The sequence below is a fragment of the Paenibacillus sp. FSL H8-0317 genome (assembly GCF_045040685.1).
In the GTDB taxonomy this organism is placed as follows: Bacteria; Bacillota; Bacilli; order Paenibacillales; family Paenibacillaceae; genus Paenibacillus.
On sequence record NZ_CP150294.1, the window covers coordinates 4,116,129 to 4,141,797 of the forward strand.

17 protein-coding genes are annotated in these 25,669 nt (G+C 48.7%); all 17 read right to left on the bottom strand.

Going from position 1 to position 25,669, the window contains the following annotated elements; translation table 11 throughout:
* Nucleotides 1–5 precede the first annotated feature (5 nt).
* Nucleotides 6–2,585: a X2-like carbohydrate binding domain-containing protein gene (locus tag MHB43_RS18275; RefSeq protein WP_405117679.1), complete on the bottom strand. Its 2,580-nt coding sequence runs from the start codon at nucleotides 2,583–2,585 to the stop codon at nucleotides 6–8.
* Between the two features lie 365 nt (nucleotides 2,586–2,950).
* The gene (locus tag MHB43_RS18280; protein WP_221821545.1) at nucleotides 2,951–3,469 is read right to left on the bottom strand and encodes a (2Fe-2S)-binding protein; all 519 of its coding nucleotides are present in this window, start codon (nucleotides 3,467–3,469) and stop codon (nucleotides 2,951–2,953) included.
* Nucleotides 3,466–5,898 carry a molybdopterin cofactor-binding domain-containing protein gene (locus MHB43_RS18285; RefSeq protein ID WP_339177008.1) on the bottom strand — a complete coding sequence of 811 codons (2,433 nt, stop codon included), beginning with the start codon at nucleotides 5,896–5,898 and terminating at the stop codon, nucleotides 3,466–3,468. Before MHB43_RS18285 ends, MHB43_RS18280 begins: the two co-directional genes overlap by 4 nt.
* A gap of 33 nt (nucleotides 5,899–5,931) precedes the next feature.
* Nucleotides 5,932–6,846 (bottom strand): FAD binding domain-containing protein, encoded by a 915-nt coding sequence (locus tag MHB43_RS18290; RefSeq protein ID WP_405117680.1) that lies wholly within the window; start codon nucleotides 6,844–6,846, stop codon nucleotides 5,932–5,934.
* A gap of 290 nt (nucleotides 6,847–7,136) precedes the next feature.
* Complete coding sequence (locus MHB43_RS18295; protein ID WP_339177010.1) at nucleotides 7,137–7,784, bottom strand: nucleotidyltransferase family protein; 648 nt, start codon at nucleotides 7,782–7,784, stop codon at nucleotides 7,137–7,139.
* A complete protein-coding gene (locus tag MHB43_RS18300) occupies nucleotides 7,750–9,030 on the bottom strand; it encodes an XdhC family protein (RefSeq protein ID WP_339177012.1) in 1,281 nt (426 codons plus the stop codon). Before MHB43_RS18300 ends, MHB43_RS18295 begins: the two co-directional genes overlap by 35 nt.
* Nucleotides 9,031–9,072: 42 nt before the next feature.
* Nucleotides 9,073–10,395, bottom strand: coding sequence for a 5'-deoxyadenosine deaminase (locus tag MHB43_RS18305; protein WP_091029542.1), 1,323 nt, complete (start codon nucleotides 10,393–10,395; stop codon nucleotides 9,073–9,075).
* A gap of 45 nt (nucleotides 10,396–10,440) precedes the next feature.
* On the bottom strand, nucleotides 10,441–12,036 hold the full coding sequence (gene ggt, locus MHB43_RS18310) for a gamma-glutamyltransferase (RefSeq protein WP_339177015.1): 1,596 nt from the start codon (nucleotides 12,034–12,036) through the stop codon (nucleotides 10,441–10,443).
* Nucleotides 12,030–13,271 (bottom strand): alanine--glyoxylate aminotransferase family protein, encoded by a 1,242-nt coding sequence (locus MHB43_RS18315; protein WP_076217052.1) that lies wholly within the window; start codon nucleotides 13,269–13,271, stop codon nucleotides 12,030–12,032. The genes ggt and MHB43_RS18315 overlap by 7 nt, the downstream gene beginning before the upstream one ends.
* A 6-nt stretch (nucleotides 13,272–13,277) precedes the next feature.
* Nucleotides 13,278–14,585, bottom strand: coding sequence for a Zn-dependent hydrolase (locus MHB43_RS18320; protein WP_339177016.1), 1,308 nt, complete (start codon nucleotides 14,583–14,585; stop codon nucleotides 13,278–13,280).
* Nucleotides 14,582–15,985, bottom strand: a complete 1,404-nt coding sequence (gene allB, locus MHB43_RS18325) for an allantoinase AllB (protein ID WP_405117681.1) — start codon at nucleotides 15,983–15,985, stop codon at nucleotides 14,582–14,584. Before allB ends, MHB43_RS18320 begins: the two co-directional genes overlap by 4 nt.
* A 43-nt stretch (nucleotides 15,986–16,028) precedes the next feature.
* The gene (uraH, locus tag MHB43_RS18330) at nucleotides 16,029–16,406 is read right to left on the bottom strand and encodes a hydroxyisourate hydrolase (protein WP_221821561.1); all 378 of its coding nucleotides are present in this window, start codon (nucleotides 16,404–16,406) and stop codon (nucleotides 16,029–16,031) included.
* Nucleotides 16,406–17,911 carry a factor-independent urate hydroxylase gene (gene pucL / locus MHB43_RS18335; protein ID WP_405117682.1) on the bottom strand — a complete coding sequence of 502 codons (1,506 nt, stop codon included), beginning with the start codon at nucleotides 17,909–17,911 and terminating at the stop codon, nucleotides 16,406–16,408. The genes uraH and pucL overlap by 1 nt, the downstream gene beginning before the upstream one ends.
* Before the next feature lie 239 nt (nucleotides 17,912–18,150).
* Complete coding sequence (locus MHB43_RS18340) at nucleotides 18,151–19,773, bottom strand: PucR family transcriptional regulator ligand-binding domain-containing protein (RefSeq protein ID WP_339177021.1); 1,623 nt, start codon at nucleotides 19,771–19,773, stop codon at nucleotides 18,151–18,153.
* A gap of 425 nt (nucleotides 19,774–20,198) precedes the next feature.
* Nucleotides 20,199–22,943, bottom strand: a complete 2,745-nt coding sequence (locus MHB43_RS18345; protein WP_405117683.1) for a CHASE3 domain-containing protein — start codon at nucleotides 22,941–22,943, stop codon at nucleotides 20,199–20,201.
* A 176-nt stretch (nucleotides 22,944–23,119) separates the two neighbouring features.
* Complete coding sequence (gene fumC, locus MHB43_RS18350; RefSeq protein WP_074095411.1) at nucleotides 23,120–24,508, bottom strand: class II fumarate hydratase; 1,389 nt, start codon at nucleotides 24,506–24,508, stop codon at nucleotides 23,120–23,122.
* A 132-nt stretch (nucleotides 24,509–24,640) separates the two neighbouring features.
* Complete coding sequence (locus MHB43_RS18355) at nucleotides 24,641–25,651, bottom strand: aldose 1-epimerase (RefSeq protein WP_339177023.1); 1,011 nt, start codon at nucleotides 25,649–25,651, stop codon at nucleotides 24,641–24,643.
* Nucleotides 25,652–25,669 lie beyond the last annotated feature (18 nt).

A 25,669-nucleotide genomic window follows, 5' to 3' on the forward strand; every position in this document is an offset into this window, starting at 1 on the left:
ACCTTTTACGGCTCAATTCCCCATACCAGCTGGCCGTTCACATAACCGGTAACCTTATCATGGTTTGCGAACTGACTACCGGATGCCTTGAACGAGTAATCGTTAGTCTGTGTGTAATTCGTCCAATTGTTCTTGGAAAAACGTGCTTGAACCTCTGCGCTCTGGCCTGCATTCAGTGATCCCGCTGCACTTGTAAAGCCCACTTCAAGATAATGATCCGCTCCGGCAACTGGAGTCGCCAGTTTAACGAATTGGCTCGTTACATTCGCACTGCCCATACTGGCCCAGTCGGACCAGAAACTCTGAGCTTCCTCCCCGTCAATGGTATAGTAATACCGGAGTTTTACATCACTTAGCGGAATAGCCGAATTGCCTGAGTTGACCAGCTTGAACTTGGGTGAGACACCGTTGGCGGATGCACTTATATTGCCGTTAAAAGCTTGAATCGTCAAATCCCCCGCAGGTACAGTAACCGTGCTGTCTACTACATTCACTGTAAGTTCAGCGTTATTGCCTCCATTAAAGTGAAAGGTTAATATGTTCTGGCCAAGCGGCAGTGTAGCAAGGTAGGATTTGTTCAGAACAACAGCAGAGCTGGATGCTGTATAGTTCTGACCCGCTACAAGCGTAGCATTCCCCTTTGTGATGCTTGTAAGCTGACGGCCATTTAAGGTGAGAGATACGGAAATATCCTGTGACGGAGTCGTCGCTTTATCAAATGTTGCATTCACAGGAGAAATCACAGCATTTGTACCCGGTGTTGAATCCACAATTTTGACTTTTAACACAGGGTCCTGACCTTGATTAAAATCCAGAACAATCGAATGCTCACCAACTGGCAGGGTTGCCAGATAAGTTTTTTTCAACAGTAATGTGCTTCCGTTCAAGGTATAGTCTGTCGTTGCGGTCAACGCATTGTTGCCTGCCCGGAGAGCAGTCAGCGTATGACCGTTTGCATTCACAGTTACGGTTTTATCGCTTTGATTGGGTGTGTATTTGTCAAATTCAACGTTTCCAGGTGTAATGGATGCACTGGGGTTGGGATTGTTAACCTTTAGATTTGGCAGCTCATCCAACGTAATGACATAATCACTTTGATAAAGCGTTTTCAATGTTGCCGGGTAATTAAAAGCAGAACTCATCAGATGCTCGCCATACCAAGGGCAGAAGTACAGCCATCCTGATTTCTCCTCTGTCAGATTTTTCACACTTGGGATCGTATCGTTCTCCGTCATGGCTACCATTTTCGTACCATTCGTCAACTCAACAAGCTTATAGAAAATCGAGGTAATTGCATCCTCATTCGGCACGCCAGACAAACCGTCATAACGGTTGTAGATCGTATTGTATTTGTCGTATCCCACCAGATCTACCTGATCATCTCCCGGATACCAGGCAGGAGAAGTGCTGTATACGTAGCTGTTGTAGGTCCAGATCAGATTATGCAAACCATACGTCTCGGTCAATTCAGTATATAGCAGATCCCATAGCTCTTTGTACACTTCTGCACCTGCCGAAGCCCACCAGAACCATGCCCCTTCCCCGTTCAGCCCGCCGTTGCCTTCTGCTTCATGATACGGACGGAAAAGCACTGGCACGTTGTTGTCCTGCAAAATTAGCAGTTGTTCTGCCAGATCCTCGATGGTCATCATCACGTATTGATACTCTTTGGTACCGGGAATTACCGCATTTGCTGTATTAAAATTCGTTTCTGTTGGCTTGTAGGTCGCCTCTTTCCAATCCACAAAGTCCCCAAGCTCATACGTATTGAAATTACGAGGTACATTGATATGCCAGGAAGCTGTTGCAATACCTTCACGGTTATTCACCCAATCAATCATACGATCGGTTGTACCGTCCTCCCAACCATACAACGGATTATAGTTCATCAGATCAAAGCCACGGATTGCAGGATACTTTCCGGTCAGATCATGAATCCACTCGAATTCAAGCTCTGTATCTCCGTCATTCCCTCCTCCATAGATCTCTTGCTGACCAGAAATAATGTTGTTTCCGTATACCTCCGTTAAATAATTCATCAAAATTTGAGTTTCCGGTGTAGCTTCAGGATCAGTGAGAACTGGTTGTACATTCAAAGGGTCCAAATCCGCATGATCCACTGTAAAAGTATCAAAATACGCGAAGCCCCAGCCAGCCTTCAGCTCAATCGTGTTGGCACCCTGATTCAACTTGTGAAAGCCAAAATCGAAGTCTGACCATGTTGTCGTGTACGGAAGCATATACGAACCTTTGGTAACACCGTTTACGATTAAATTTTGTGACCTTCCATCTGCACTGAGCTCCTGCATATATCGTGTGGAGATCGCGTACATGCCGGTTTCCGGGACAGTCACTGTGAAGGTTAATGTGCCAGAGTTCTGCATCCAGACAAATCCGGCCCCTGAGAATCCGGGCTTGGGTTGTCCATAGATTGAAGTAACCACTTGAAGATCTGGGGTGAGCTGCGCATCTTCGCTCTCGATGGTGAACAATGGTGTGTCTGCATGAACGGGCGCTGTCATTAATCCAATCAGTAGGGCCAATGCCAGCATCATTGCGGTTGCCTTTTTGAGCAAATTTTTCATCAATTCCATCTTCCTTCCCAAGTGAAATATGATAATGAAATGTCAATGAACCCATTCATGATGGCGCTTTCATTTTAAACATAGCATGCACACCAATATTTGTAAATATATGGTGAATAAGAATGTTTGAAATTCTTTTGTACCAGTACTTTGAACGCCATTTGTCCATCGTTCCACCAATATTGAAGACAATTCGAAAACGGTTCATTATCTAATCAGTTTCGGGCCTAAACTTCGTCTCCCGTTTGATGAATGTACTTGGCAGAAAACCTACAAAAACAAAAAAAGCATTCCTGGATCGGATGCTTTTTCAAAGTGCGTTTCTTCAATTCATCTTTTTTTATGTCTACGTCCTGCGTCCCGACTCAACTAACGGATTCCTCGGGAGATGTTTCCTTTATCACACAGCGTTCCCCTGCCTTGCGTACCGCCCGAATAATGCCACCGTAGCCGGTACAACGACACAGATTCCCGCACAATCCCGTTTCAATCTGTTCTTGAGAAGGCTCAGGATGTGCATCCAGTAATGCCTTGGTTGAGATCACCATGCCCGGAGTACAATAGCCGCACTGAAAACCACCTTCCTCTACAAAAGCCTGTTGAATTGGATGCAGAGTGCCTTTCTCCTCGCCGTGCAGACCTTCAATCGTCATAATGTCACTGCCTTCACATTGATAAGCCATGACAAGACAGGAATTCACAGGCTCTCCATTCATCAGAACCATACATGCGCCGCAGCGACCAACTTCGCAGGATACTTTGGTACCCGTTAGCTGCAAATGAGTCCGAAGCACATCGACAAGTCGGGTCGTTTGTGCAATCTCCAGATGTTTCTGCTCGCCATTCACCACGGCTGTCCAGTGATTATCAATTGGCTTACTCATGATGGACTCACTCCTTCCTGCAAAGGTACATTTAAAGGTCTGACCAGTTGTTCCCTCGGTACAGGAAGACGGTTAACCCATACGCCTGTTGCCTGATGAATTGCAGCTGTTATGGCCGGCGCAAGCGCAACGGAGCCAATTTCACCGATCCCTCTAGGGCCAAACGTATCACCTTCTGGTAAGTCTTCAATTGCCTCAACCTCCAGATTGGTATGAATATCCTGAATGGTTGGGATCAGATACGTGTCGAGGTTGGTGGTTACATAACGGCTGTCCTGCATGACCGCATCCTCGGTTAACGTGAATCCAAGCGCCATGACACTGCCACCTTCAATCTGTCCGATATAACCCATAGGGTTGATAACCGGGCCTGCCGCTACAACATGGCGTGTATCAAGTAGCTTGGTTTCGCCGGTCAATGTATTTACTTCTACCTCTGCCGCAACCGCCGCATACGTATACAAATAATGCCCGCCTACCACGTTGTCTGGCGTAGTTGGGTAATCAAACTTTGTATCGAAAATCCATTCATCGGGCTCGCCCTGCATGACAAGCTCCGCATACGAAACCACAGCACATGAGCGAACTCCTTCTTTTGCTGCAGAATCGAACCCAGCTTCAGAATCTTGATCTACTCCCTTCAGCGCCTGCATTTCCTCCTTCTCGCTCGTTCCTGCCCCTTGCCCAGCTGTTTCCACTTCAGGAGTTTCACCAGGAAGCTGGTCTTTACGCCATACACCGCCAGGTCCTGTCACCAGTTGCTCTGCCGGAATGCCCGACATTTCAGACGCGACAGCGAGAACACGGGAACGAAATGGAGTCTGCAAGCGTTGAAGAGCCATCCCTGCCATCGTTGTTGAACGTGAAGCTGTACTTGATCCGCTGTGTGGCACACGATCCGTATCTCCGATAATAATACTGAGATCCGATGTACTGCATTGAAACAGATCACATAACATAATTTCCAGCGTTGCAATAAGCCCCTGACCAAATTCCTCGTAGCTGAACGCCACCTCAATCTTGCCTTCGTTGTTCAGGGACAGGCGGCCTCCCGCAGGGTCCGGAATACCGTAACCGAGCCCTGCACCGTGCATCGCGATGGCTGCTCCGACTCCGCGTTTGATCCACGGCGGCAGAGCAGGATCTGCCGGGGGATGCTGATGTTTTTGCCACAGTTCGGAGCGATCCAATGCCTCCCATACTTGGGACAGTCCATCCGTAACCAGAATGCGTTGATTCAGTGGTCCAGGATCATTCTTTTCCCTCATATTACGTCTGCGGAACTCCCAAGGGTCCATGTTCATGATTGCTGCAAGCCGATCCATCTGACCTTCCATGGCAAAAATCGCCTGATTCCCGCCAAATCCGCGAAACTCACCTGACAGCCCATTATTCGTGTATACAGATACACCTTCCACATCCACATTCGGAATAGCGTAGGGTCCAAGGCAATGTTCGGTGCAGAAGTTCAGCACGGGTGCACCAAGTGTGGCGTAGGCTCCCGTATCTGCTGTAATGCGGACACGATGCGCTTGTATGGTACCTTCTCGACTCATGCCCGTCTGCATTTCAATTTTCATCGGATGCCGCTTCAGCCCCGCACGGACGGATTCTTTGCGTGAATTATGCATTTTCACAGGACGACCACATCTCAAGGCCAGCAATGCACCATAAGGCTGTACGTTTAGTTCATCTTTTCCGCCAAATGAACCACCAATCGGTGAAGACACCACCCGGATATCTTCTTCAGGACAACCAATGATGCGCGCAAGCTGCATCCGGTCTTTATAACCATGTTGCGTTGCCGCGTATACATTCAGCCTCCCCTCTTCATCCGGGACAAACAGGCCACCTTCTGTCTCCATGTACGCATGCATCTGACGAGGCGTATAATACGTCTCTGTCACGATATGATCACACGTGGCAAAAGCTTGCTCGGCATCTCCACGTTTGATCTCCGTGCGATGCAGCACATTGCCTGGACCATGCTCATGTAACTCTGGTGCACCTGGAGCCAAGGCAGCGTCTGTACTATTCAGAGGTGTGAGTTCCTCATACACTACACGGATCGTATCCAGTGCAAACGCCGCACGTTCCGGAGAATCCGCAGCAACCGCTGCAATGGCGTCACCGACATAACGCACAATATCCTCACAGAACACAGGCTGGTCCGGGGTCGCAATACCAAAACGATTCAGACCAGGCACATCTTTGGAGGTCAGAACCGCATAGACACCTTCCAACGCCTCAGCTTCCGAAGTATCTATAGACAGAATGCGAGCATGAGGATATTCACTTCGCAATACTCTGCCATGAATCATGTCAGGTAGCGTCATATCCGTCAGATATTGAAGCTGGCCTGTTACTTTGGGCGCCCCATCTGGCCGCAGGTGCCAACGTTTCCCGCTCTGTTTCCGGTTCAGCAGCATGATCCCTCTCCCCCTTTGTGTGATCGAAGTCTTCTATTCGTGAAGTGCCTCCCATAGCCCAGCACCAAGCATATTGCCTGCGGTCTGTTTGCGATATTGTTCTGTTGCAAATGCATCACCATACGTTGTAAACTCATCAGCCACAGCAGCTGAAAGAGTCGCGGCTTGCATGACAGAAGCTTCGCTACCAAGAAGCTGTTGTTCTGACTCCAGAAGTCGCATCGCCATGCCTGAGCCCCCGCCAGCCGCAATCGCAATCTTGGTCCAGCGGTTATCCGAGTCAATCTCACCGTATAACGCAACCGTCACCAGCGATGCACTGAACGTCTCCCGTCGACCCAGCTTGCGATAAAAGGAAACTGCTCGTGCAGCAGGTCTGTACTCACCTTCCACATCAAGCATAGAGGACGGTCTCATCGGAATATGAATCGAGATTAATACGTCCCCTGGATTACGGCTGCCATCCCGTCCACCCTGAAGCCAGGAAGACACACTGCGAATCTCTATTCCGTTGTCAGTCAACCAGTGCAGCTCCGCATCATATACAAGCAAAGCAGGCAACGTATCTCCTACTCCGGATACAATATTCCCGCCAATGGTTGCCACGTTTCGAATGGAAGGAGCAGCAATTGCATTCACCGCTTCTTGCAGGATCGGCAGTTGATGCAGCAACACTTGTGCAGCACATTCTTTTAATCGGGTCATGGCTCCAATGACCATCTCGTCTCCACGAGTAGATACACCGCTTATTTCAGGAATACGAGCCAGGCTAATCATGTGTTCAGGCGCTGGAACCAAGCCGCCCTCCCACTGGGTTCTTAGCAATGTTCCACCTGCCGTGTAACAACATATTCCCTTGAGTCTACTTCTCAACGTTTGCAGTTCTTGCAGATTCTCAGGCTGCCATACCGATGGCACGGCTCCAGAACCGTATGCCGGTGTTACCATCGCTGCACCCCCTTTCTCTCTCTTCCTTGGGCAGGAAATTCAACCGTCTGATCCAGATAATTCTTCAAATCATATGAGAGTTCAGCAGCAACGTCAATTACCTTTACATCGTTTTGGATAAATGTATAAAACCTGCGTTCTATTTGTGCTTGATGCATGATGATCTATCGAAAGCTAACACGGGTTCTCATTCAGAACATGTTAAAAGAAGACAAACAGGCCAACCAGACTGCCTGGCTGACCTGATCATGTTATTAAATTATACATAGTCATTAATCTTCTCCTGTTATTTAGTCTGTCTGCTGCGATTCATATACATGATTCAGAATGCGTTCCAATTCCGGTTCTGTATCCGCATCCCAGAAACTAGTCTCAGACAGTGGTACATGTACACCTGAATAGTTAGCGCTACGCATGATCTTGCGTGCCCCTTCATCTCCATGTAGAGACAACAGAGGCCCGAACATATGGGAGCGAAAAGCAACAGGAGGCTTGCCTCCCTCACCATCGGTAGCTGCGACATAGTCACACAGGTTGTGGGTAGCCAGTGCTCTGGTCACCCGATTGATATCCTGTGCTTGTAATAAAGGCTGATCGCCCAGTAACATGAGAATGCCCTCCGGTTTGTACTCCATGGCCGACAACACGCCAGAATGAAGAGAATTGGCCATGCCGCAGGCATAGTCAGCACAGACCACAATTCGAAGTCTTGCTGTGGGATGATAGGCATACGCGGCAGAATCAAACCATTTTACAGGCAGCCATGCCAACGAATCTTCCGGTTTGACCACACAAACCACTTGATCCAACTCCGAATTCAGCGCAGCTTCCAGTGACCATGCAGCCAGGGACCTCCCGTCAGGCATGATAACCGCGAGTTTATCCCGACCAAGACGACGACTCTTACCTGCTGCCAGAACTATGCCCGTCATTCGCATGTGCAACGCTCCCCTTCTGAACCTCAGAACTCAAGGAAGAGACCTTCTGTTTACATGCGATCAATTCCGCTGCAATGCTGATGGCGATCTGTTCGGGCCCATCTGCTCCGATGCTCAATCCAACGGGAGAATGCACACATTTCAACGGTGGTAAGCCATCCAGCAGACGGGCCGTTCGTGTTTTCGAACCCATGATGCCAAGATACGCGTACTCACAGTCCACTAACATCTCCAACAGTTCACGTTCGTGGGGATAATTATGACTCATTAAAATCAAATAATCTCCGTTGTGCACGTTTAACAAAGGCATAATCTCACACGGGAAACCCATTACCAGTTCAGCTTCAGGGAATCGTTCCGAGGTGCATAAGGACTCTCGCCAATCGGCAACTACAACACGGAATCCTGCAGACCCGGCGAGGCTGGCAACAGGAATAACATCATTCCCGGCTCCGACGATAATCAGGCGAGGCTTAGGAGCGTACAACGAAGTAAGTTGCTGCGGAAGCTCCCAGGGATTCGTTGAAATTCCGTCATTTGTCGGTATTTCAGCATCAGTATCAGAGATATGTTGTGAATCACCGGATAGATGGGAAGAGTGAGATTCGTTTGACGTAGCAGTTACCATTTCAGACACAAGCGTAAGGTGAGGTATATCGGGAGAATGTTGTGTTGATGCCGTATGTTCATGCTTGATATTACCACTACTGTACTGTTCATCAATCTGCAATGAAGCTGGATTATAATTCGCCACGCGATCATGAGGAGGGACGAGCGAAGGACGCATGATTGCGTGGCGCGGAGTACTCGTTAGTTCAATCCGTGTCCATCCATATTGAACCCTTGTGTAATCATCTTGGAACGTTCGGGTTAACGCTGTTGCAGCGCCGGATTGAAAACACTCTTGCATCTGCTGCAACGTATTTCGGAGTTCACCACACACAGGTTCAAGCAACACAACAACGAGTCCGCCGCAGCCAATCGTCTCCCCCCAGGACAGATCATCTTCGGGACGCATGTCGTACTCCGCGAATTCCATCTGGTTTGTATCCAGCACACGGCTCACCCGGGCCTGAAGATCACTCTCCAGACATCCCGGACTGATACTGCCAACCATTTTGCCATCCTCGGTCAACAGCATAGAGACTCCCTGCTTACGGTAAGCATGACCCTCTACCTTGATCGCTGTTGCGAGCACACAGCGCGTTTCACGGGCTGCGATTGCACACAGATCATGCATTTCCATAGCGGTCCCCATCCTTTCTGGAATTGCATAAACTTCCTTCGATCAGATACGTTTCATCAATCTCGCAATACTCTTATCCGACTCACGTAGCACAATGCCACGATCAATCGTCTGAATCTTACGATTCTTGAGCACGATACTTCCGTCAATAATAACGGTATCCACACAGCTACGTGTTGCGGAGTACACTACGCGGGAATAGACATCTGTCTCATAGGAAGGGTACGTGTGGAAATCATCCAGATCCAGCAGCAGCATATCTGCCTTTTTGCCCACTTCAAGACTGCCAATTTCCTTCGACAAGCCAAGCACCTCTGCACCACCCATGGTAGCCATACGCAATACAGTCCGGGCATCCATCACTGTTGGACCATGAGGAATCTTCTGCATCAGAGCTGTGAGGCGCATCTCCTGAAACATATCCAGATTGTTGTTGCATGCGGCACCATCGGCCCCAATCCCAACCGCGATCTGACGATTCAGCAGATCCGGAATATCGGCTACCCCGGAGGAAAGTTTCATATTTGATCCAGGGCAGTGAGTGACTTTGACACCGCGCTTGCGGATGATCTCTTTCTCTTCTTCACTCAGCCATACACAGTGTGCCAGCACCAATCTGGGGGTCGCCAGACCGATATGATCGAGGTATACGATGTTACGCATTCCGCGTTCGTGTTCGACCAGTTCAATCTCTCCGCGATTCTCGGAGGCATGGGTGTGGACTTTGACATGATATTTATTGGACAGGTCGCGCACTTCTATCAACAATTCCTCGGTACACGATACAACGAAACGTGGACAGAAAGCATATTGAATGCGTCCTCCGCCAAACCCGTTCCATTTCTCCAGCAGATCCACACTCTGTTGCAGCGAAGTCGCTGTATCCTCACGCAGGGGTTCCGGAACTTCGTCTCCATGATCCATCATCACCTTGCCGGAGATGACCCGGATGCCGCTCTGTGCCATCGCCTGAAACGCCGAGTCCGTGTGATGTACCGTCTCCATATCCAGAATGGTCGTCGTTCCGCTGGAGATTAATTCGCCAAGTCCAAGCATTGCCGAATAATAGACGGACTCCTCATCATGCGCTGCTTCCAGCGGCCAGATGCGTTGACGGAGCCAATCCATCAGTTCCAGATCATCCGCACGTCCACGGAACAAGGTCTGACACAGATGAATATGCGTCTGGATGAAACCTGGCAACAGCACTTTGCCACGAGCATCAATGACCTGGTCAGCTTGCACGTCTATGTGAGCTGCGATCTCCTTGATTTTGTTATCCTCGATCAACAGATCTCCGATGAACACTTCCTCTTCTGCATTCATCGTCACAAGCTGTGCGCCTTTCAGCAGGATCGTTCCCATGCCAATCTCCCCTATCTGTGTCTGTCTATAGTATTCATGTAGCTGTTACCATCCAATAGCCATACCGTCGCCTCTAGGGTCTGCTGCGCCGCTGATCATGCCGTCCTCCCGAATGACAATGCCTTGCGACTGTCCCATAATACCGTCCCACGGCGCTCTCGCTTCAACGTTATGTCCCCACTGGGCAAGGGTTGCACATACGTCATCATGATATCGGTTCTCCACACGCATCGTATCGCCTTCTTCACCCCAGGTACGTCCGTACACCCAACGGGGCAGGCTGATCGCTTCCTGGATATTGAGCCTGTAATCAAGCACTCCGGTAAGCACCGATAATTGTGTCTGCGGCTGGCCTTCTCCGCCCTGCGTGCCCACGAGCATATAAGGTTTGCCATCTCGTGTAACAAGGCCCGGCATGAGGGTATGGAATGAGCGTTTGTTCGGTTCCAGTACGTTGGCATCTCTCTGATCTAGGGAGAAAAACGACCCCCGGTTCTGCATGATAACCCCCGTATCCCCTGGGACATAGGCTGCACCAAAGTCAAAATACAGGCTTTGGATGAATGAAACGGCATTGCCTTCGCTATCCACAACCGCTGCATACGCCGTGTCCTGACCTATCGTTTTGGACAAAAACGGTTGTGCTACAGGTGGAGCAGACTGAATCTCATTCCACAATTGGTCTCCGTAACTCTTGGATAATAGAAGATCCAGCGGAATGTCCCTGAAATCCGGGTCCGTCAGATAACGGTCACGATCCCGAAATGCCTTTTTCACCACTTCCGCCATCAGATGATAGAATTCAGGTGAGGTACGTGCTACAGAGGACAGATCGGTATGCTCCAGCATATTTAACATCATCAGCATCGAGAATCCCTGCGAGTTGGGCGGCATCTGATGAACTTCATAGCCACGATACTCCGTGCTAACGGGTTTCACCCACTCGCCCCGATGCCCTGCAAAGTCTGCTGGTGCAAGCATGCCCCCATCCTCACGAATAGCCGAAGTCAGACGATCCGCGAGTTCTCCTGTATAAAAAGTATCTCGCCCTTCCGTCTGAATCAGACGAATGGAGGCAGCAAGATCAGGCTGGATCAGCAGCTCACCTTCCTGCAAAAGTGTACCCAAAGGCGCAAATACCGCTCGCAGCGGTGTATGCCCCATAATGAAATCTTCATCCCTTTCCATCCACAGGCGGAGATTCCGGGATACAGGGCATCCTTTTTCTGCATACTGCACCGCAGGTTCAAGCAACTGCTCCCACGGTAACTTACCGTACCGGGACCAGACTTCCCACCAGGCATCCACCATTCCCGGAACCGTGATGGCACTAAGCACACCACGCTGAGGGATGGCATTCATGCCCATCGCTTTGAACGTATCCGCATGAATGCCTGCGGCTGAGCGGCCACTTCCGTTATAGGCGGTAATCTCACCACTGGCTCCGTCATGAATCAGGAAGAAAGCATCCCCTCCAAGTCCGGTCATATGTGGATATACCACACCCAGTGTTGCACTGACCGCAACAGCAGCATCATAAGCATTCCCGCCCTTCTGGAGGATGGAGCTTCCCACTGCACTCGCCAGATAATGAGGAGAGGTGACCATGACCTCTCTGGAGATTGGCATCTGATTTAACATAAGGCGCCCTCCTTCCCTGCATACACATCCAATGCGGCCTGCACCGCTTCACCGGCAGGTAATACGTGACGATGACGGAGAAGAACAGCTTCCAGCGCTCCCAGCACATGAAGTACGTTCTTGCGTTGGCAGCTGAATCCCATTGTACCGATCCGCCAGATCTGCCCTTTTAACGGTCCAAATGAACTGGCAATCTCAATGCCGAAATCGTTCAGCAACATGCTGCGCACCGACTCACCATCAATCCCCTCCGGAATCGTGATACAAGTGACCACCGGAAGTTTGCTTGACATATCCCCGTACAGTTGCAGTCCCATTCCCTGAATTCCAGCGACCAACGCACGTTCATTTACCAGATGTCTCTGGAACCTGGCCTCCAATCCTTCTTGCAGCAGAATGCGTAATCCTTCGTGAAGACCGTAGAGCATGGAGGTAGCCTCCGTATGATGGTTCAACCGTGCCGAACTCCAGTAATCCTGCAATTGGCTCAGGTCAAAATAATTACTGGCAATCGTGCGGCCTTCTGCCCGCGCACTGGTTGCATCCCGCAGTCCGCGTTCAACTGTTTTGCGGCTCATCAGTTTCTGCTCCACACGACTGTTATACGTGAGAGGTGCCATTCCTGAAGGAACGGACAGGCATTTCTGCGTGCCACCCATCACCGCATCTAGATGCCAGGCATCCGTCTCCACCGGCGTTCCACCAATGGTAGCCACAGCATCCACGACGAGTAAAATATCAAGGTCGCGACAGGCTTTGCCAATCTCGGCAAGGGGCTGCATCTGACCGGTGGAAGTCTCACCGTGAACCATCGCAACCAGACTTGGTTTATGGGTATGGATCGCCTTGATCACCTCTTCCGGATCAAATACCGTTCCCCATTCCGTTTCAAAAAAGACAACCTCTGCACCGCAACGTTCCGATATTTCAACCAGCAGATGTCCGAATCGCCCGTAGATCGGAACGAGAACTTTGTCACCGGGCTGAATTAGGCTGACCAACACAGCTTCTATCCCTGAACGGGATGTACCATCAACTGGATAACACCACTCGTTATCAGTCATATATAACTCTCGTAGCATCGCCATTGTCTCGTTCATCAAAGATGTGAATTCCGGGTCAAACTGCCCTAGGATCGGAAAGGATAATGCTCTAAGTACACGTGGATCAACCTCAACGGGGCCCGGGGTCATAATGGTCCGCAAGGACGGAGATAACTCTTTATAGTTGGACATCTTCATTCAACTCCCGTAACCGTATTTATAGAGTAGCTGGACCAGAACCCGAAAACCGTGCATCAGGTCTGCTTCAGCTGTATATTCAAGTGGATTATGACTAATACCATCCTGGCTCGGCACAAAGATCATCGCTGTCGGACAAGCCGGCTGAAAAATCTGCGAATCATGTCCGGCACCGCTTGGCATGGGCCAGTAGGACAATTGCTCCTGCTCACAGATGTTTTGAATGTCCGAGATCATCTGCGCATTCATGGGGATGGGTGTGACAGATAGATGTTCTTCCCAGTCCAGTCCGAGCTGCTGCTCGGCTGCGATTCGACTAAAAGCCTGGAGCACCTCCTGCCAGCAGCGATCAATACTCTCCTGCCGGATATGACGAATATCCAATGAAAACACCGCCCGGGCTGCAACCACGTTCCCAACACCCGGATCGGCCGTGATTCGCCCAACCGTGGCTACGAGTGGTTCTCCTGCTTCCAATGCGATACTCCTTACCGCAGCAATCATCTCGGCTGCTCCGGCAAGTGCATCCTTGCGCCAGGACATCGGCGTCGTCCCCGCGTGATTCGCTTCACCGCTGACGGTAATACTGAACCTCTTCTGACCTACGATATCGGATACAACTCCAATTGAATGTCCAAGACGTTCCAGAACCTGACCTTGCTCAATGTGAAGCTCAATAAAGGCACCGTAATTTTTCGCGGCAGGTCTATATGCACTATCGGGTCCAAAGCCCGCATCGCGGATCGCTTGTGCAAAGGTAATGCCGTCTTGATCCTTCAAATGCTCTACGTCCTCGAAAACTGTCATTCCTGTTATACTGCGCGAACCCCAATACGCAAAAGGGAAACGACTTCCTTCTTCCTCACATAGGGATACCACTTGAAGTGTGCGTTTCGGTGCTCCAAAATGCTTTTGTAAATACTCCAATGCAAGAACTCCCGCCACCACACCGTAAGCACCATCATATTTACCACCGTATACCACGCTGTCAATATGTGATCCGGTCACAATCGGTAATTCTTCAGCACCAGTCGCTGATTCCTTACCCTCACTCTTGAGTGTGCCATACAGATTACCGGACTGGTCAAATTCGGGAGACAGCCCTTTCTCCTGCATTTTGGTTGCAAGGGCACCTTGTGCTTCACACCAAGCCGAGTCATACAACAGTCGTGTGACGCCACCTTGTGTATCCGCACCATATGTCGACAGCCAGTCAAGCATGGCTTGCAGCTCCACCTGTTCCACATCCGGCAATGGAAGAGGAGCATTATTTGTACCGGATGACCGGTATACTCCAGATTCCGTCATGTCGTCTCCTCCGTTCCCGCTTCGATGGGACTAGAAGAGTAAGCCGCAATGTGTTGCCCGAGAGGCACGGGAGATAATCCGGATTCCGAGTTGTAGACACGATGCCCACGGCAAAATACGTCTGCAATCTGACAGTTAAATGTACGTCCTACATAAGGGCTCTGTTTATGCGTGTAGAGCAGATCCTCCGTGTTCAGGGTTGTGCTCTTCTCCCAGTCAATCAGGACCAGATCTGCATCCTTGCCAATCGCAATCTCTCCTTTGCTCTCCAGACCAAGCCTTCTGGCAGGTTGCAAGGAGAGCACTCTTCCGAGCAACGGGAGGTCGATATTACGCTGAAGATGTCCATCCTCCAGCATGATTAGCAGTGTGCTTTGCGCCCCGGATATACCGCCCCAGATTTCGAAGAAGTTATCAGATTGTTTCATGGATGGCGGACATGGAGAATGGTCCGAGGCAATACCATCAATCAATCCCGAAGTCAGTGCATCCCATAACTGCTCTTGCTCGCAAGAGCTGCGAAGCGGTGGAGCACATTTCGCTACAGCACCTAATCGGACCACATCCTGATCGATCAGTGTCAGATAATGAGGGCATGTCTCCGAAGTGACGTCTTGCCCACGCCGTTTGGCGTCTGCTATCAGATCCAGCGCTTCCCGGGTGCTAATATGCACAAAATGCAGCGCACACCCGGTCTGTTCACCGTATTTCAACGCTCGCGCAACCGCGACGACTTCGGCTTCCGCAGGACGGGACCGGACATAATCCATCGGTTCAGTCCTTCCCTCAGCAATGCTTTTTGCACCGAGTTCGGCAACCATGCCTTCGTCCTCTGCATGAAGTGCCAGCACACGGTTTAATTTGGCAAGTTCGTTCATCCCGTCCAGTAGCGTATGATCATCGGCTCTGGCAAAGATATCTTCTCCTTCTCCACCCGGCTCAGACATAAATGCCTTGAATCCGGCAGCACCCAACCCTGCCAATGGAGCAAGATCACCACGATTGCCGGGAACCAAGCCTCCCCAGAAGGTATAATCAACGTACGATTGGTCTGCCGCTGCTTTCATTTTCATTTCCCATGCTTCCGGTCTTGTGGTTGGTGGTACACCGTTAAGCGGCATATCGACATAGGTTGTGATTCCCCCTGCGGCAAGGGCTGCCGAACCTGATCGAAATCCCTCCCAACTGGCGAGTCCGGGTTCATTGAAGTGTACATGAATGTCCACCACGCCCGGCATCACTGTATGCCCCTCAGCTTCTATGATGCAAGTCGCTTCACCAGCGGTCAGCCGCGTGGATAGTTCCGTTATTTTCTCACCAGTGATGCCAATATCCAGTTGTTCTACCCGATCTCTCAGCACCACCCGGGCCCCCCGGATGATGGTATCAAATGTTGTCATGTGGATGACCCTCCCCCTGAATCAGAACCGGATGTGTGCACATTCAGCTTCCCCGGTATGTACTGTAACCTCCTGGAGCAATCAATAATGGAATATGGTAATGGCTTGAGGCATCAGATACGGCAAAACGAATCGGAACAATCGTCCATAATGCTTGGCCTAGCTCCTCCAACGAACGCTGTGCGTAATAACTCTCGACATGGAATTGAAGCTCATATATGGCTGACTCCAACTTGCCTCCATCCAGCAGCGGTGCATCCAAACGTCCATCCGCATTGGTCACCGACTCAGCCACTTTTAGCTTGCTTTCCTGTTCTCCATCCCTCTTCAGGGTATACAGCTCGATCCGAACACCCGCAGCAGGGACGCCTTTGGATGTATCCAGCACATGTGTTGTAATTCGTCCACCAGATATCGACATCAGACGTCACCTTCTTTCCCGGCGTTACGGCCGTCTGTTCCCAGATCATCCCTTGTCATCGAGAAACCCTGGAATCCATATGGTGGTCTCGGCTCGGTAAATACTTTGCCTTCTCCCTCTTTCACTTCCTCCAGCACTGTCTCCCAAGTCCGATTGTTGGACTCAAACGAAACCTCACTCAGTTGCTCAAATCGACTTAATAACCTTCGTCCAATCTGGTAGATCAGATGTTGAATGGAAGCGGATCGACACTCATGAAATACCGCAGCAGCCAAATCTCTGACCTGTTCCGCCGCTACATACCGTCCACGCTGATCGTCCATGGCATCTCTCGGATCTTCATAACGCCAATTGATGTTCAGGAAAATAAATAACGGTCGATCCCTTGTCTCTGGAAGAGTGGTATATTCATCCTGCATAAATCCGGCAAATTCACTGCCTTTGACCTTGATCAGTCTCAGATCGGCTACACCACTGAAATGGTTGCTGAGTTCAATCGAGTCTCCTGATCGTTCTGCTTCCACGGCAGCTGTCGTCCGATCATTCTGTGAATAACGAAATACAAGCGCACTCGGTCGATAACTTCCTTCTAATCCAATGGGTATATCTTCAAATGGAATCTGGTCCGCTGTCATCTGAACCTTGCTCATCTGCGGATACGTCTCCAGGAAACGCCGACTTACCAGCGCAAGAAACCCTTCCACCGTCGCCCCTGTGTAATCCGCTGCATGTTTGAGAATGAAATTTTTCATCGAATCGGTTGCGACCACCAGCGAATTATCCCCTTCTGCAAAAGAAGGCAAGAATTCATCACCCTGCACAGCGACCTTAATGTTCAATCCAAACAGAATATTACTGCGTCCCATGAACGGAGATTCCGGGATCGACTGTATGCCCGTCAACGGTTTGGCGTAGGAACGATACATCCACACATCCCCTTTGCCGTAATACATGGTCCGCTGCTGCACTGCGGCTGGTTTGCTCACGAACTCATGTTCATGACCGATCTGTGCGAGCCACTGCTCCAAACGAATGCCCGCTATCTTGAATACTTCCTTCAATGCAGTCTCGAATTCTTCTTCCCTGCCTCGGCGATGACGTTGCCTCATGGATTCGAGGATGGAGTTTGCGGTATGGCCTTTTACGGCCAATATGAAAGGAAAGCCAAATTGGCTTGTATATGCTTTGTTTAATTGTTGAAGTTCGTTGTATTGCTCTTGTGAGAGGGAATCAAGTCCTGCACCAGCCTGCTCCTGAACGGAGTTGCTGCTCATGCTGATTCGTGCTCCAAGATCCGGGTGATTTCGAAGCAACTGCAACTTCACCTGGTCATCCGATGCCTGAACCACACTCGTCATCACATGCATCATCTGTTCCAATGAATCAAAAGGTCGTAAAAGCCCGGCACGCTCAGCCACCCACGGTGATTCCTCAAATAAGCCGCCAAACGTATGCACAAACTGTGTGATAGACCAGTTGTTAACAAGTTTAATTAAGTCGCTCATGTTAGAACCTCCGGTCTGTTGTGGATTATTGTTCTTCATTCTAAGTGCCGTTCAATGTCGCGACAACAATATTTACGCAATTTTGTAATATAACATAACATCAGAGTTGTGATTTGTTTGCTGTGCACGGGAAGAGCAGCTTTTGTTACCCTTAAACATGAAAAAACCGCACTCCATCAACGGAATGCGGTTCTTGGGGGTCTAGCCCAGTAGCATTGTCATGTTGCACAATGTGCGGTCTAGAGTTGGACATTGTGCGGTCTTGCAACTGCTTTGTCCCGCACGAACTTGCGGAAGGTAAATACCAGCTTTAATTTAAGCAGATCATTCGTTTTCTTAAAGTCCATTTGCAGCAAGCTGCCAACTTTCTCCATCCGATAAGTGACCGTGTTGCGATGCACAAACAGTTGCTTGGCAGCTTCATTGATCAGTCCGTCATTCTCGATAAAGGACTCCAATGTATTCATCAGCACCTGATTGGGATCACCATCCCTGGCAAGTAGTGGTTCGAGTACTTTATTGCAGTAGTTCTCCATGATGTTATCCGGTACGTGTTGGAACACATAGGCAAATTCGAGCATTTCAAATTGCAACGCACGGTCTTTCATGCCGAATCGACGAGCCAGTTGTCGAGTATCCAGACACTCCTGGTATGCTTCACGGAGCGATTTGGGCTCATGTTTCATTTTGCTGATCCAGAAACGCGGAGCCGGTGCTCCTTTTGCTTCTTGCGCTGCCAGAACATCACCGAAACGGCTCAAGAGAAAACTTGACAGCTCCTCTCCATAATCTCGCCCTGTTGGACAGGTGTAGATGGACAGAATGCCATCCTCAATCTGAAAATGCTGCGAGGCCGTGAATTGCATCAGCGGATTATATTGTAATTCGCGATGAATCTGTTTAAGCAGCTTCCCCTCGGCAAATACAGTCGGCTCAAGTGTAATCAATACGCACTGATAAGTTCCCTGGAATAGATGTACACCTTTGTTTTCACTCATGGTGGTTAATTCCTGCACGGTCATTTTGTTATCCAGATACTGTGTAAGCAGCGTACGCATCTCATCTTGCACGGTCGGATTAATATGCTCACGATAAGTCATATCCATATAAAATGCCAGTACATCCGCAGCCTGCTGGAACAGCTCTTCCTCCGCTCGAAGGGATAAGGCTGAATCGGTAAACACAAGCAACGATCCGTATTCTTCATCATTTTGTTTAATCGGTACACGATGACAACTTCCCTGATTCCATTTCACTCGGTGCATGACGGATTTCCAAGGCCAGCCTTGGGTTACAGCATCCCCTGCGATGCCTTCACTACCGTACAGCACATGCCCTCGAGAACCAATGACGGCAAGCGGATAGTTCAGCACCGTGGCAAGTTCGGCAAACACATTCCGATGTGGTTGCTGTTGCAGTGCAAACTGCATTAATTTTTTCTGCTTTTGCACGACCTCATGCAGCAATCGGTTGCTACGTTCATGTTCAGCCTTGAACAAGGCATTCATCTGGTCCGAGAAAGTGAATTGAAAGGGGAGCTCAAGCAGCGGCAAACGAAGCCGATCAGCTTCCTCGACAATACCTTGGGGAATGGACTGCCAGAAACGTCCCAGCTTGATGCCGAGTCCTGCACAGCCGCGTTCATTCAAGCGCCGCATCAAACGTAATGCATCCGTCTCACTGTCTTTCATAATAAAAGCGGTGGTGAACAACATTTCTCCGGATTTGATCCAATCCGCGATATCAGGAGCGTCCATGACGTTAACGGATTTCATCATCCGTGAAGTCCCTTCCCCACCCGCAACCAGTTTGGCCTCTGACAACGGGTATACCTGTAAAGCCTCTTTAACCGTAAGTTGCATGGACACTACCTCCCATATATATAACACAATATAATGTCATTCTGGTTAACGAAACTAAATTTCGCATAATTTTTCTAATTAAATCCATCTTTATGCATTTAACTTTTATTTGTTGTTAAGTATTATAACATCAATTTTCTAAATAAAGCTTACACGGCAAAAAAATAAAACCTATGACCTAATTACAGCGCAATTTACTGTAATCGGCATAGGTTTTATAAGTTACTATGATCCACATAACGTTGAAGTAATCCATTTGCACGATAACGGAGAGGGCAGAAAAAACCTGAAAAAGCGAAGCGTTCGCCTTTATCCCCGGATTTTCCCCTTTGAAAAAGGGATCGAAAAAATCTGGGGATAACAGCGATTGGAGGGTTGTTCTGTCATCATAGTGTCAGTGTAAATAACTTTTAGTTCAACTACGATCAGATCTCCAATGTTTCGTGATTCATCCATAATTTCATGCGGGATAATACTTCTTTGATGTTCAGTGGTTTGCTGAGATAGTCCGAAGCACCTGCTGCAATACATTTTTCCCGATCCTCTTTCATGGCCTTGGCTGTTAGCGCAATAATCGGAAGCTGGGTCATCCCAAGTCGTTCACGGATCTGTCGAGTGGTCTCATAACCATCCAGTTCCGGCATCATGATATCCATCATGATGAGATCAGGCGTTACTCCTCCGCGTTCCAACAGTTCCAGACACTCGTATCCGTTCTGCGCTGAAATAACATGCATGCCGTATTGCTCAAGAGCGTTAGCTAGTGCGTATACATTTCGAATATCATCATCAACGACAAGCACTTGGCGTCCGCTGAGCAACGCTTCTTCCAGAGGTGTTAATAACACATCCGATGGAGCTGTGGTCAATGAAGGGAGTTTGTTGATCTCCGGAGTGGTGCTAGCCACCTCATTCAGGAACAACCGGGATGTGTGCATGGTCTCAGGCTCATCCATTCTCAGTGGCAGGAACAGCGTGAATACACTGCCATGCCCTTCACGGCTTGTCGCTGAGATAGAACCTCCCAGCAGAGTCGCAAGCGATTGAGAGATGGACAAGCCGAGTCCTGTCCCCCCATATTTACGAGCTGTTGCTCCGTCCGCCTGTTTGAATGCATCAAAGATCTGTAGAAGTTTGTTATCCGCAATGCCAATCCCTGTATCACTGACGGAGAAAGCAAACACGTCGGTCTCTTGGTCTTTGGCTACCGGATGAGTTAGACTCATGCTGGAGATCGTTAAGGCAACTTCACCCTCACTGGTGAACTTAAATGCGTTAGAGAGCAGATTTCGAAGAATTTGGTGCAATCTCATCTCATCTGTCACGATTGTTTCCGGCAAAGGACTTTGGAGCTGAATCCGGAAATCTATTTTTTTCTGTTCCGCTGTTTTCAGGAAATACTGGTTCATGACTTCAGGAACACTGCCCAGATAGACATCATCGAAATCCACTTCCATTTGTCCGGCTTCCACTTTGGATAGATCCAGAATATCATTGATCAGATTCAGCAGGTCTTTACCTGATTTGTGAATGACTGAAGCATAGTTCTGCTCCTCACTATTCAAGTGCTGGTTTTTATTCTCAGACAATATTTCGGATAAAATCAACATGCTGTTAAGCGGTGTCCGCAGTTCATGGGACATGTTCGCCAAGAATTCGGATTTGTACCCTGAGCTTGTTCGTAACTGATCTGCCACAACCGCAAGTTCATTGGCTGATGTCTCAGCAGCACTCTTCTGTATTTCCAGGCGATCATTAAGCATATGGAGCTCTTCGGTCTGCATTTGCAGTTCCTCCGTCTGAGACAACATCTCTTCGGTCTGAGCCTGAAGTTTCTCCGATTGTGCCTGTAATTCTTCATTCAGAACTTGTGACTCATCATATAATTGCTGTAATTCCATGCGAGTGACGGTCGAGTGTAGTGAAACACCAAAAATATCCGTCAGTTCCTGCATCAGCTTCATATCATTCTCTTGCAACGGCTTCATTGAAGCAAGCTCGATTACCGCAATCGTTCTGCCTTCGAACAGGACCGGGACTACAGTAAGTGATGTGGCAGATGTATACCCGAGACCCGAAGAGATTCGGATATAGTTCTGGGGCAGATCATTCATGCGTAGAACTCGCTTCTCCACAGCACTTTGACCTACAAGCCCCTCACCCGGGGCAAGCGACACTTTACCGAGCGAACGTTCTTTCTCTCCATCCCCAGCATATGAAGCCAGGCGCAGCAGTCGATTGTCTTTCCAGTAATATAAGACGCTATATGGAACTTCAAACAACATGGCAAGCTCGTTCAGGAACAAGCGAGACAATCCCCCCAGATTGGTCGGGTTCTGTAAAAGTGTGGCAATCCCTGTGATCTGGTCCTTGACCCGATTCTGTTCCTGTACTTCATCCAGTAATTTGTTGGTTTCGTGGCCCAGGTCTCCCACTTCATCATGTGTTCGAACCTGAATTCGCTGCTTCAGGTTTCCACCTTTGGAGATATCACTTATGGTTTGCATAACATCTCGCAACGTTTTGACGATATTTCCTGATATCACAATCGCGGCTGCAATGGATAATGCTGCGATAATACCCCACAGCGTGTACATAATCGTCAGCAGTGTGGAACTGCGTCTGGCAAGTTCAGTAACCCTCGCCTCGGTCAGAGCGATCTCTGTGTTACGGAAGGTTGTAAGTTGCGAGCGCAGTAGATCAATTTCAGTTTTACCCGGATCAGATTCAAAAAATGCAACAACTTTTGCTTGATCCCCTTGCTTTTTCAAGTCCACCGACGGCTCCCCAGCAATCTCAATCCAGCGTGTAATATGAGCTTTGATATTCTCCAGACTCTGCTGCTGTGAAGGGTTATCACTAATGAGAGCATTCAGCTGATCATAGTTGGAACTCCACTGGGATATGCCTTGGGAATAAGGCTCCAGGTAACTTTCATTGCCTGTAATCATGAATCCACGCTGTCCTGTCTCCATGTTCAAGACATTTTTTTCAATCGCGTTGGTCAGATTATGTACTTCCAGATCATGATGGGAGATAAAATCATTTTCCTTCTGTAACACATTAATTTGGGCCGTAAGCACTAGCAGAACAGCTCCAAACAAAAGCACAACCACAAGATAGCCCAATAAAATTTTGGAGCGTATCGTAAATCTTCTCGTTTTTGACAACGCGGAAACCTCCAAATATATACGAATCCCATAATTAAATTAAAACTGGTGCATATGTAGTTTATATGTATACGTATAGCCTGACAAGCTTTAAGTTCATCGATTTGCATTAGAAAAACGACCTGCTTGTGCAGGTCGTCCTCTTCAGTGATCTATATTGCTCATTTGGGCTGATTTTAGGCCTTTGGAGCGATCATTTTGGCCGGATCGACATATTGATCAAATTGCTCTTCGGTAAGCAGGCCCGTTTGTAACGTCGCCTGTTTCAAAGACAAGCCTTCTTTATGCGCAAGCTTCGCAATTTTGGCTGCATTCTCATAACCAATATGCGGATTAAGCGCTGTAACCAGCATAAGCGAGTTGTTCAGATTATGTTCAATCTGATCCAGGTTAGGCTCGATGCCTACGGCACACTTGTCATTAAACGCAATAATGGAGTCCGCCAGGAGTTGCACGGATTGCAGGAAGTTATAGATGATAACCGGTTTGAATACATTCAGCTCAAAATTACCCTGACTTGCCGCGAAACCAATCGCTGCATCATTACCCATGACCTGCGTAACCACCATAGTAATGGCCTCGCTCTGAGTTGGGTTGACTTTACCCGGCATAATGGAGCTGCCTGGCTCATTTTCCGGAATACGGATCTCGCCCAATCCACTACGAGGACCACTGGCTAACCAGCGAACATCATTGGCAATTTTCATCAAATCAGCTGCAAGCGCTTTAACCGCACCGTGTGCATATACAACTTCATCATGACTTGTAAGTGCGTGGAATTTGTTTGGTGCAGATACAAAATCTTTCCCCGTATGTTTGCCAATCTCCTTGGCAGTGAAGTCCCCAAAGTCCGGATGCGCATTAATGCCCGTTCCGACAGCTGTACCGCCAATCGCAAGCTCCTTCAGATACTGTACACTTTCACGGATCATGCGCTCACTCTTGCCCAGCATGGCTTCCCAACCACTGATCTCTTGACCAAGCGTAATTGGTGTTGCATCCTGGAGGTGGGTACGTCCAATCTTGATAATATCCTTGAATGCCTCAGACTTGTCTGCAAAAGTAGCTTTTAATACCGCAATGGCGGGCAAGAGTTGATCCTCAACAGCAAGAACACCTGCGACATGCAGAGCCGTTGGGAATGTATCGTTGGAGCTCTGAGACATATTCACGTCATCATTTGGATGCAGACGCTCTTCCTTGCCCTTTTGCTCCAGCAGTTGGTTCCCCAGATTGGCAATCACTTCATTCACGTTCATATTGGATTGTGTTCCGCTTCCCGTCTGCCATACTACCAGTGGGAAATGGTCATCAATTCGGCCTGCAATAATCTCGTCTGCTGCATAAGCAATAGCATCGGACTTAGCCGCAGATAATTTACCTAATTTATGGTTACTAGCCGCAGCACTTTTTTTCAAAATGGCAAGGGCACGGATAACTTCCATCGGCATATGTTCACTGCCAATCGGGAAGTTTTCCTTGCTACGCTGCGTCTGAGCTCCCCACAGCCTGTCGGCTGGTACTTTCATTTCGCCTAACGTATCTCTCTCAATGCGGTATTCCACTTGCTTGTCCTCCTCCAAAAAAATGGTTTGGGTCTCTACAAAGCTTGTGTATCTCGTCATATTATACATGATTTGTGAGCAGGTTTTCACCTTTTCGACAAAATTGTAAGCGTAGCGCAAAATGAGCGTGAATTATTTTTGTGACGCAATTGGATACAATCGGCTGCTCTGTTCGAATAGTTCACCTGGTTCCAAACCGATCAATCCGATTTCTTCTGCAGGTATGCCTTCAACATTAGGAGCGTTAACCAAGTTCATCTGTGGTTCAGGACAGAAGAATTCGCCACCCATGTTATTGTTCCAGATCATCCAGTGTTTGTACGAAGTACCCACATCGTATACCAGTTTGTCTCCAGTACGGTGATCCGTAAGTTCCATATAGTTACGTCCATTCTGCGGCTCCGCAGTGTAATGATTATCCATGGCAGCAAAGAACGGACTAACCCCGTCTTTTTTCAATTGTTCTTCCTCAGGTGTAAGCGGTTGAAATTGTCCTGTTGGCAGAGATCGCTCATTCAATTCACGACGTTGTCCAATTGTAACTTTGGCCGTGTAATCCGAGGCCTGACTGTCCGGTGCAAAAGGTACAGCAATCGCCGTGTGGAATGCAAACAAATTCGGCATATATTCAGTCCCGTTGTTGCGGACGATCAATTGTTGCTGAAGTCCTTGGCTGCTCAAAGAGTAACGAAGCGTCACTGTGAACGTAAAAGGCAGGTACTGATGGAATGTATGTCCTTCTTTCACGTCCTGGCTAAGCAACACATAACTCTCCAGCTGATCAGAACCGTATCCTTCAACCTTCCACTCGGCATCATGCAAAAATCCATGCAAATGGTTACCTGTAGCGGGTTCGTTCACAGGCAACTGATAAACTTTACCATTCCAAGGGAAACGTCCATCCTCATAACGGTTCGGTGGAGAAAGAATCGGAATTCCATAAACCGCAGGTGCTGCCATAAATTCATCCATCTGATCCTGATTCGGCTCTCTCAAGTAACGAAAACCCTTTTCTGTATCACGAAAAGCAACGAGGTTGGCACCCACGCTTGGAATAACTGCCGCTTCAAACTGATTAAAACGAAGCCAAATGGCTGGTATCCCTCCAAATTGTTCTTCAAATGCTGCATCTTGCTGTGTCATCGTTATATGTACCTCCTG

Excerpts from the sequence above, each read along its gene's own strand:
- MHB43_RS18275 (WP_405117679.1), bottom strand. The coding sequence starts at position 2,585 with ATGAAAAATTTGCTCAAAAAGGCAACCGCAATGATGCTGGCATTGGCC.
- MHB43_RS18280 (WP_221821545.1), bottom strand. The coding sequence starts at position 3,469 with ATGAGTAAGCCAATTGATAATCACTGGACAGCCGTGGTGAATGGCGAG.
- MHB43_RS18285 (WP_339177008.1), bottom strand. The coding sequence starts at position 5,898 with ATGCTGCTGAACCGGAAACAGAGCGGGAAACGTTGGCACCTGCGGCCA.
- MHB43_RS18290 (WP_405117680.1), bottom strand. The coding sequence starts at position 6,846 with ATGGTAACACCGGCATACGGTTCTGGAGCCGTGCCATCGGTATGGCAG.
- MHB43_RS18295 (WP_339177010.1), bottom strand. The coding sequence starts at position 7,784 with ATGCGAATGACGGGCATAGTTCTGGCAGCAGGTAAGAGTCGTCGTCTT.
- MHB43_RS18300 (WP_339177012.1), bottom strand. The coding sequence starts at position 9,030 with ATGGAAATGCATGATCTGTGTGCAATCGCAGCCCGTGAAACGCGCTGT.
- MHB43_RS18305 (WP_091029542.1), bottom strand. The coding sequence starts at position 10,395 with ATGGGAACGATCCTGCTGAAAGGCGCACAGCTTGTGACGATGAATGCA.
- ggt (WP_339177015.1), bottom strand. The coding sequence starts at position 12,036 with ATGTTAAATCAGATGCCAATCTCCAGAGAGGTCATGGTCACCTCTCCT.
- MHB43_RS18315 (WP_076217052.1), bottom strand. The coding sequence starts at position 13,271 with ATGTCCAACTATAAAGAGTTATCTCCGTCCTTGCGGACCATTATGACC.
- MHB43_RS18320 (WP_339177016.1), bottom strand. The coding sequence starts at position 14,585 with ATGACGGAATCTGGAGTATACCGGTCATCCGGTACAAATAATGCTCCT.
- allB (WP_405117681.1), bottom strand. The coding sequence starts at position 15,985 with ATGACAACATTTGATACCATCATCCGGGGGGCCCGGGTGGTGCTGAGA.
- uraH (WP_221821561.1), bottom strand. The coding sequence starts at position 16,406 with ATGTCGATATCTGGTGGACGAATTACAACACATGTGCTGGATACATCC.
- pucL (WP_405117682.1), bottom strand. The coding sequence starts at position 17,911 with ATGAGCGACTTAATTAAACTTGTTAACAACTGGTCTATCACACAGTTT.
- MHB43_RS18340 (WP_339177021.1), bottom strand. The coding sequence starts at position 19,773 with ATGCAACTTACGGTTAAAGAGGCTTTACAGGTATACCCGTTGTCAGAG.
- MHB43_RS18355 (WP_339177023.1), bottom strand. The coding sequence starts at position 25,651 with ATGACACAGCAAGATGCAGCATTTGAAGAACAATTTGGAGGGATACCA.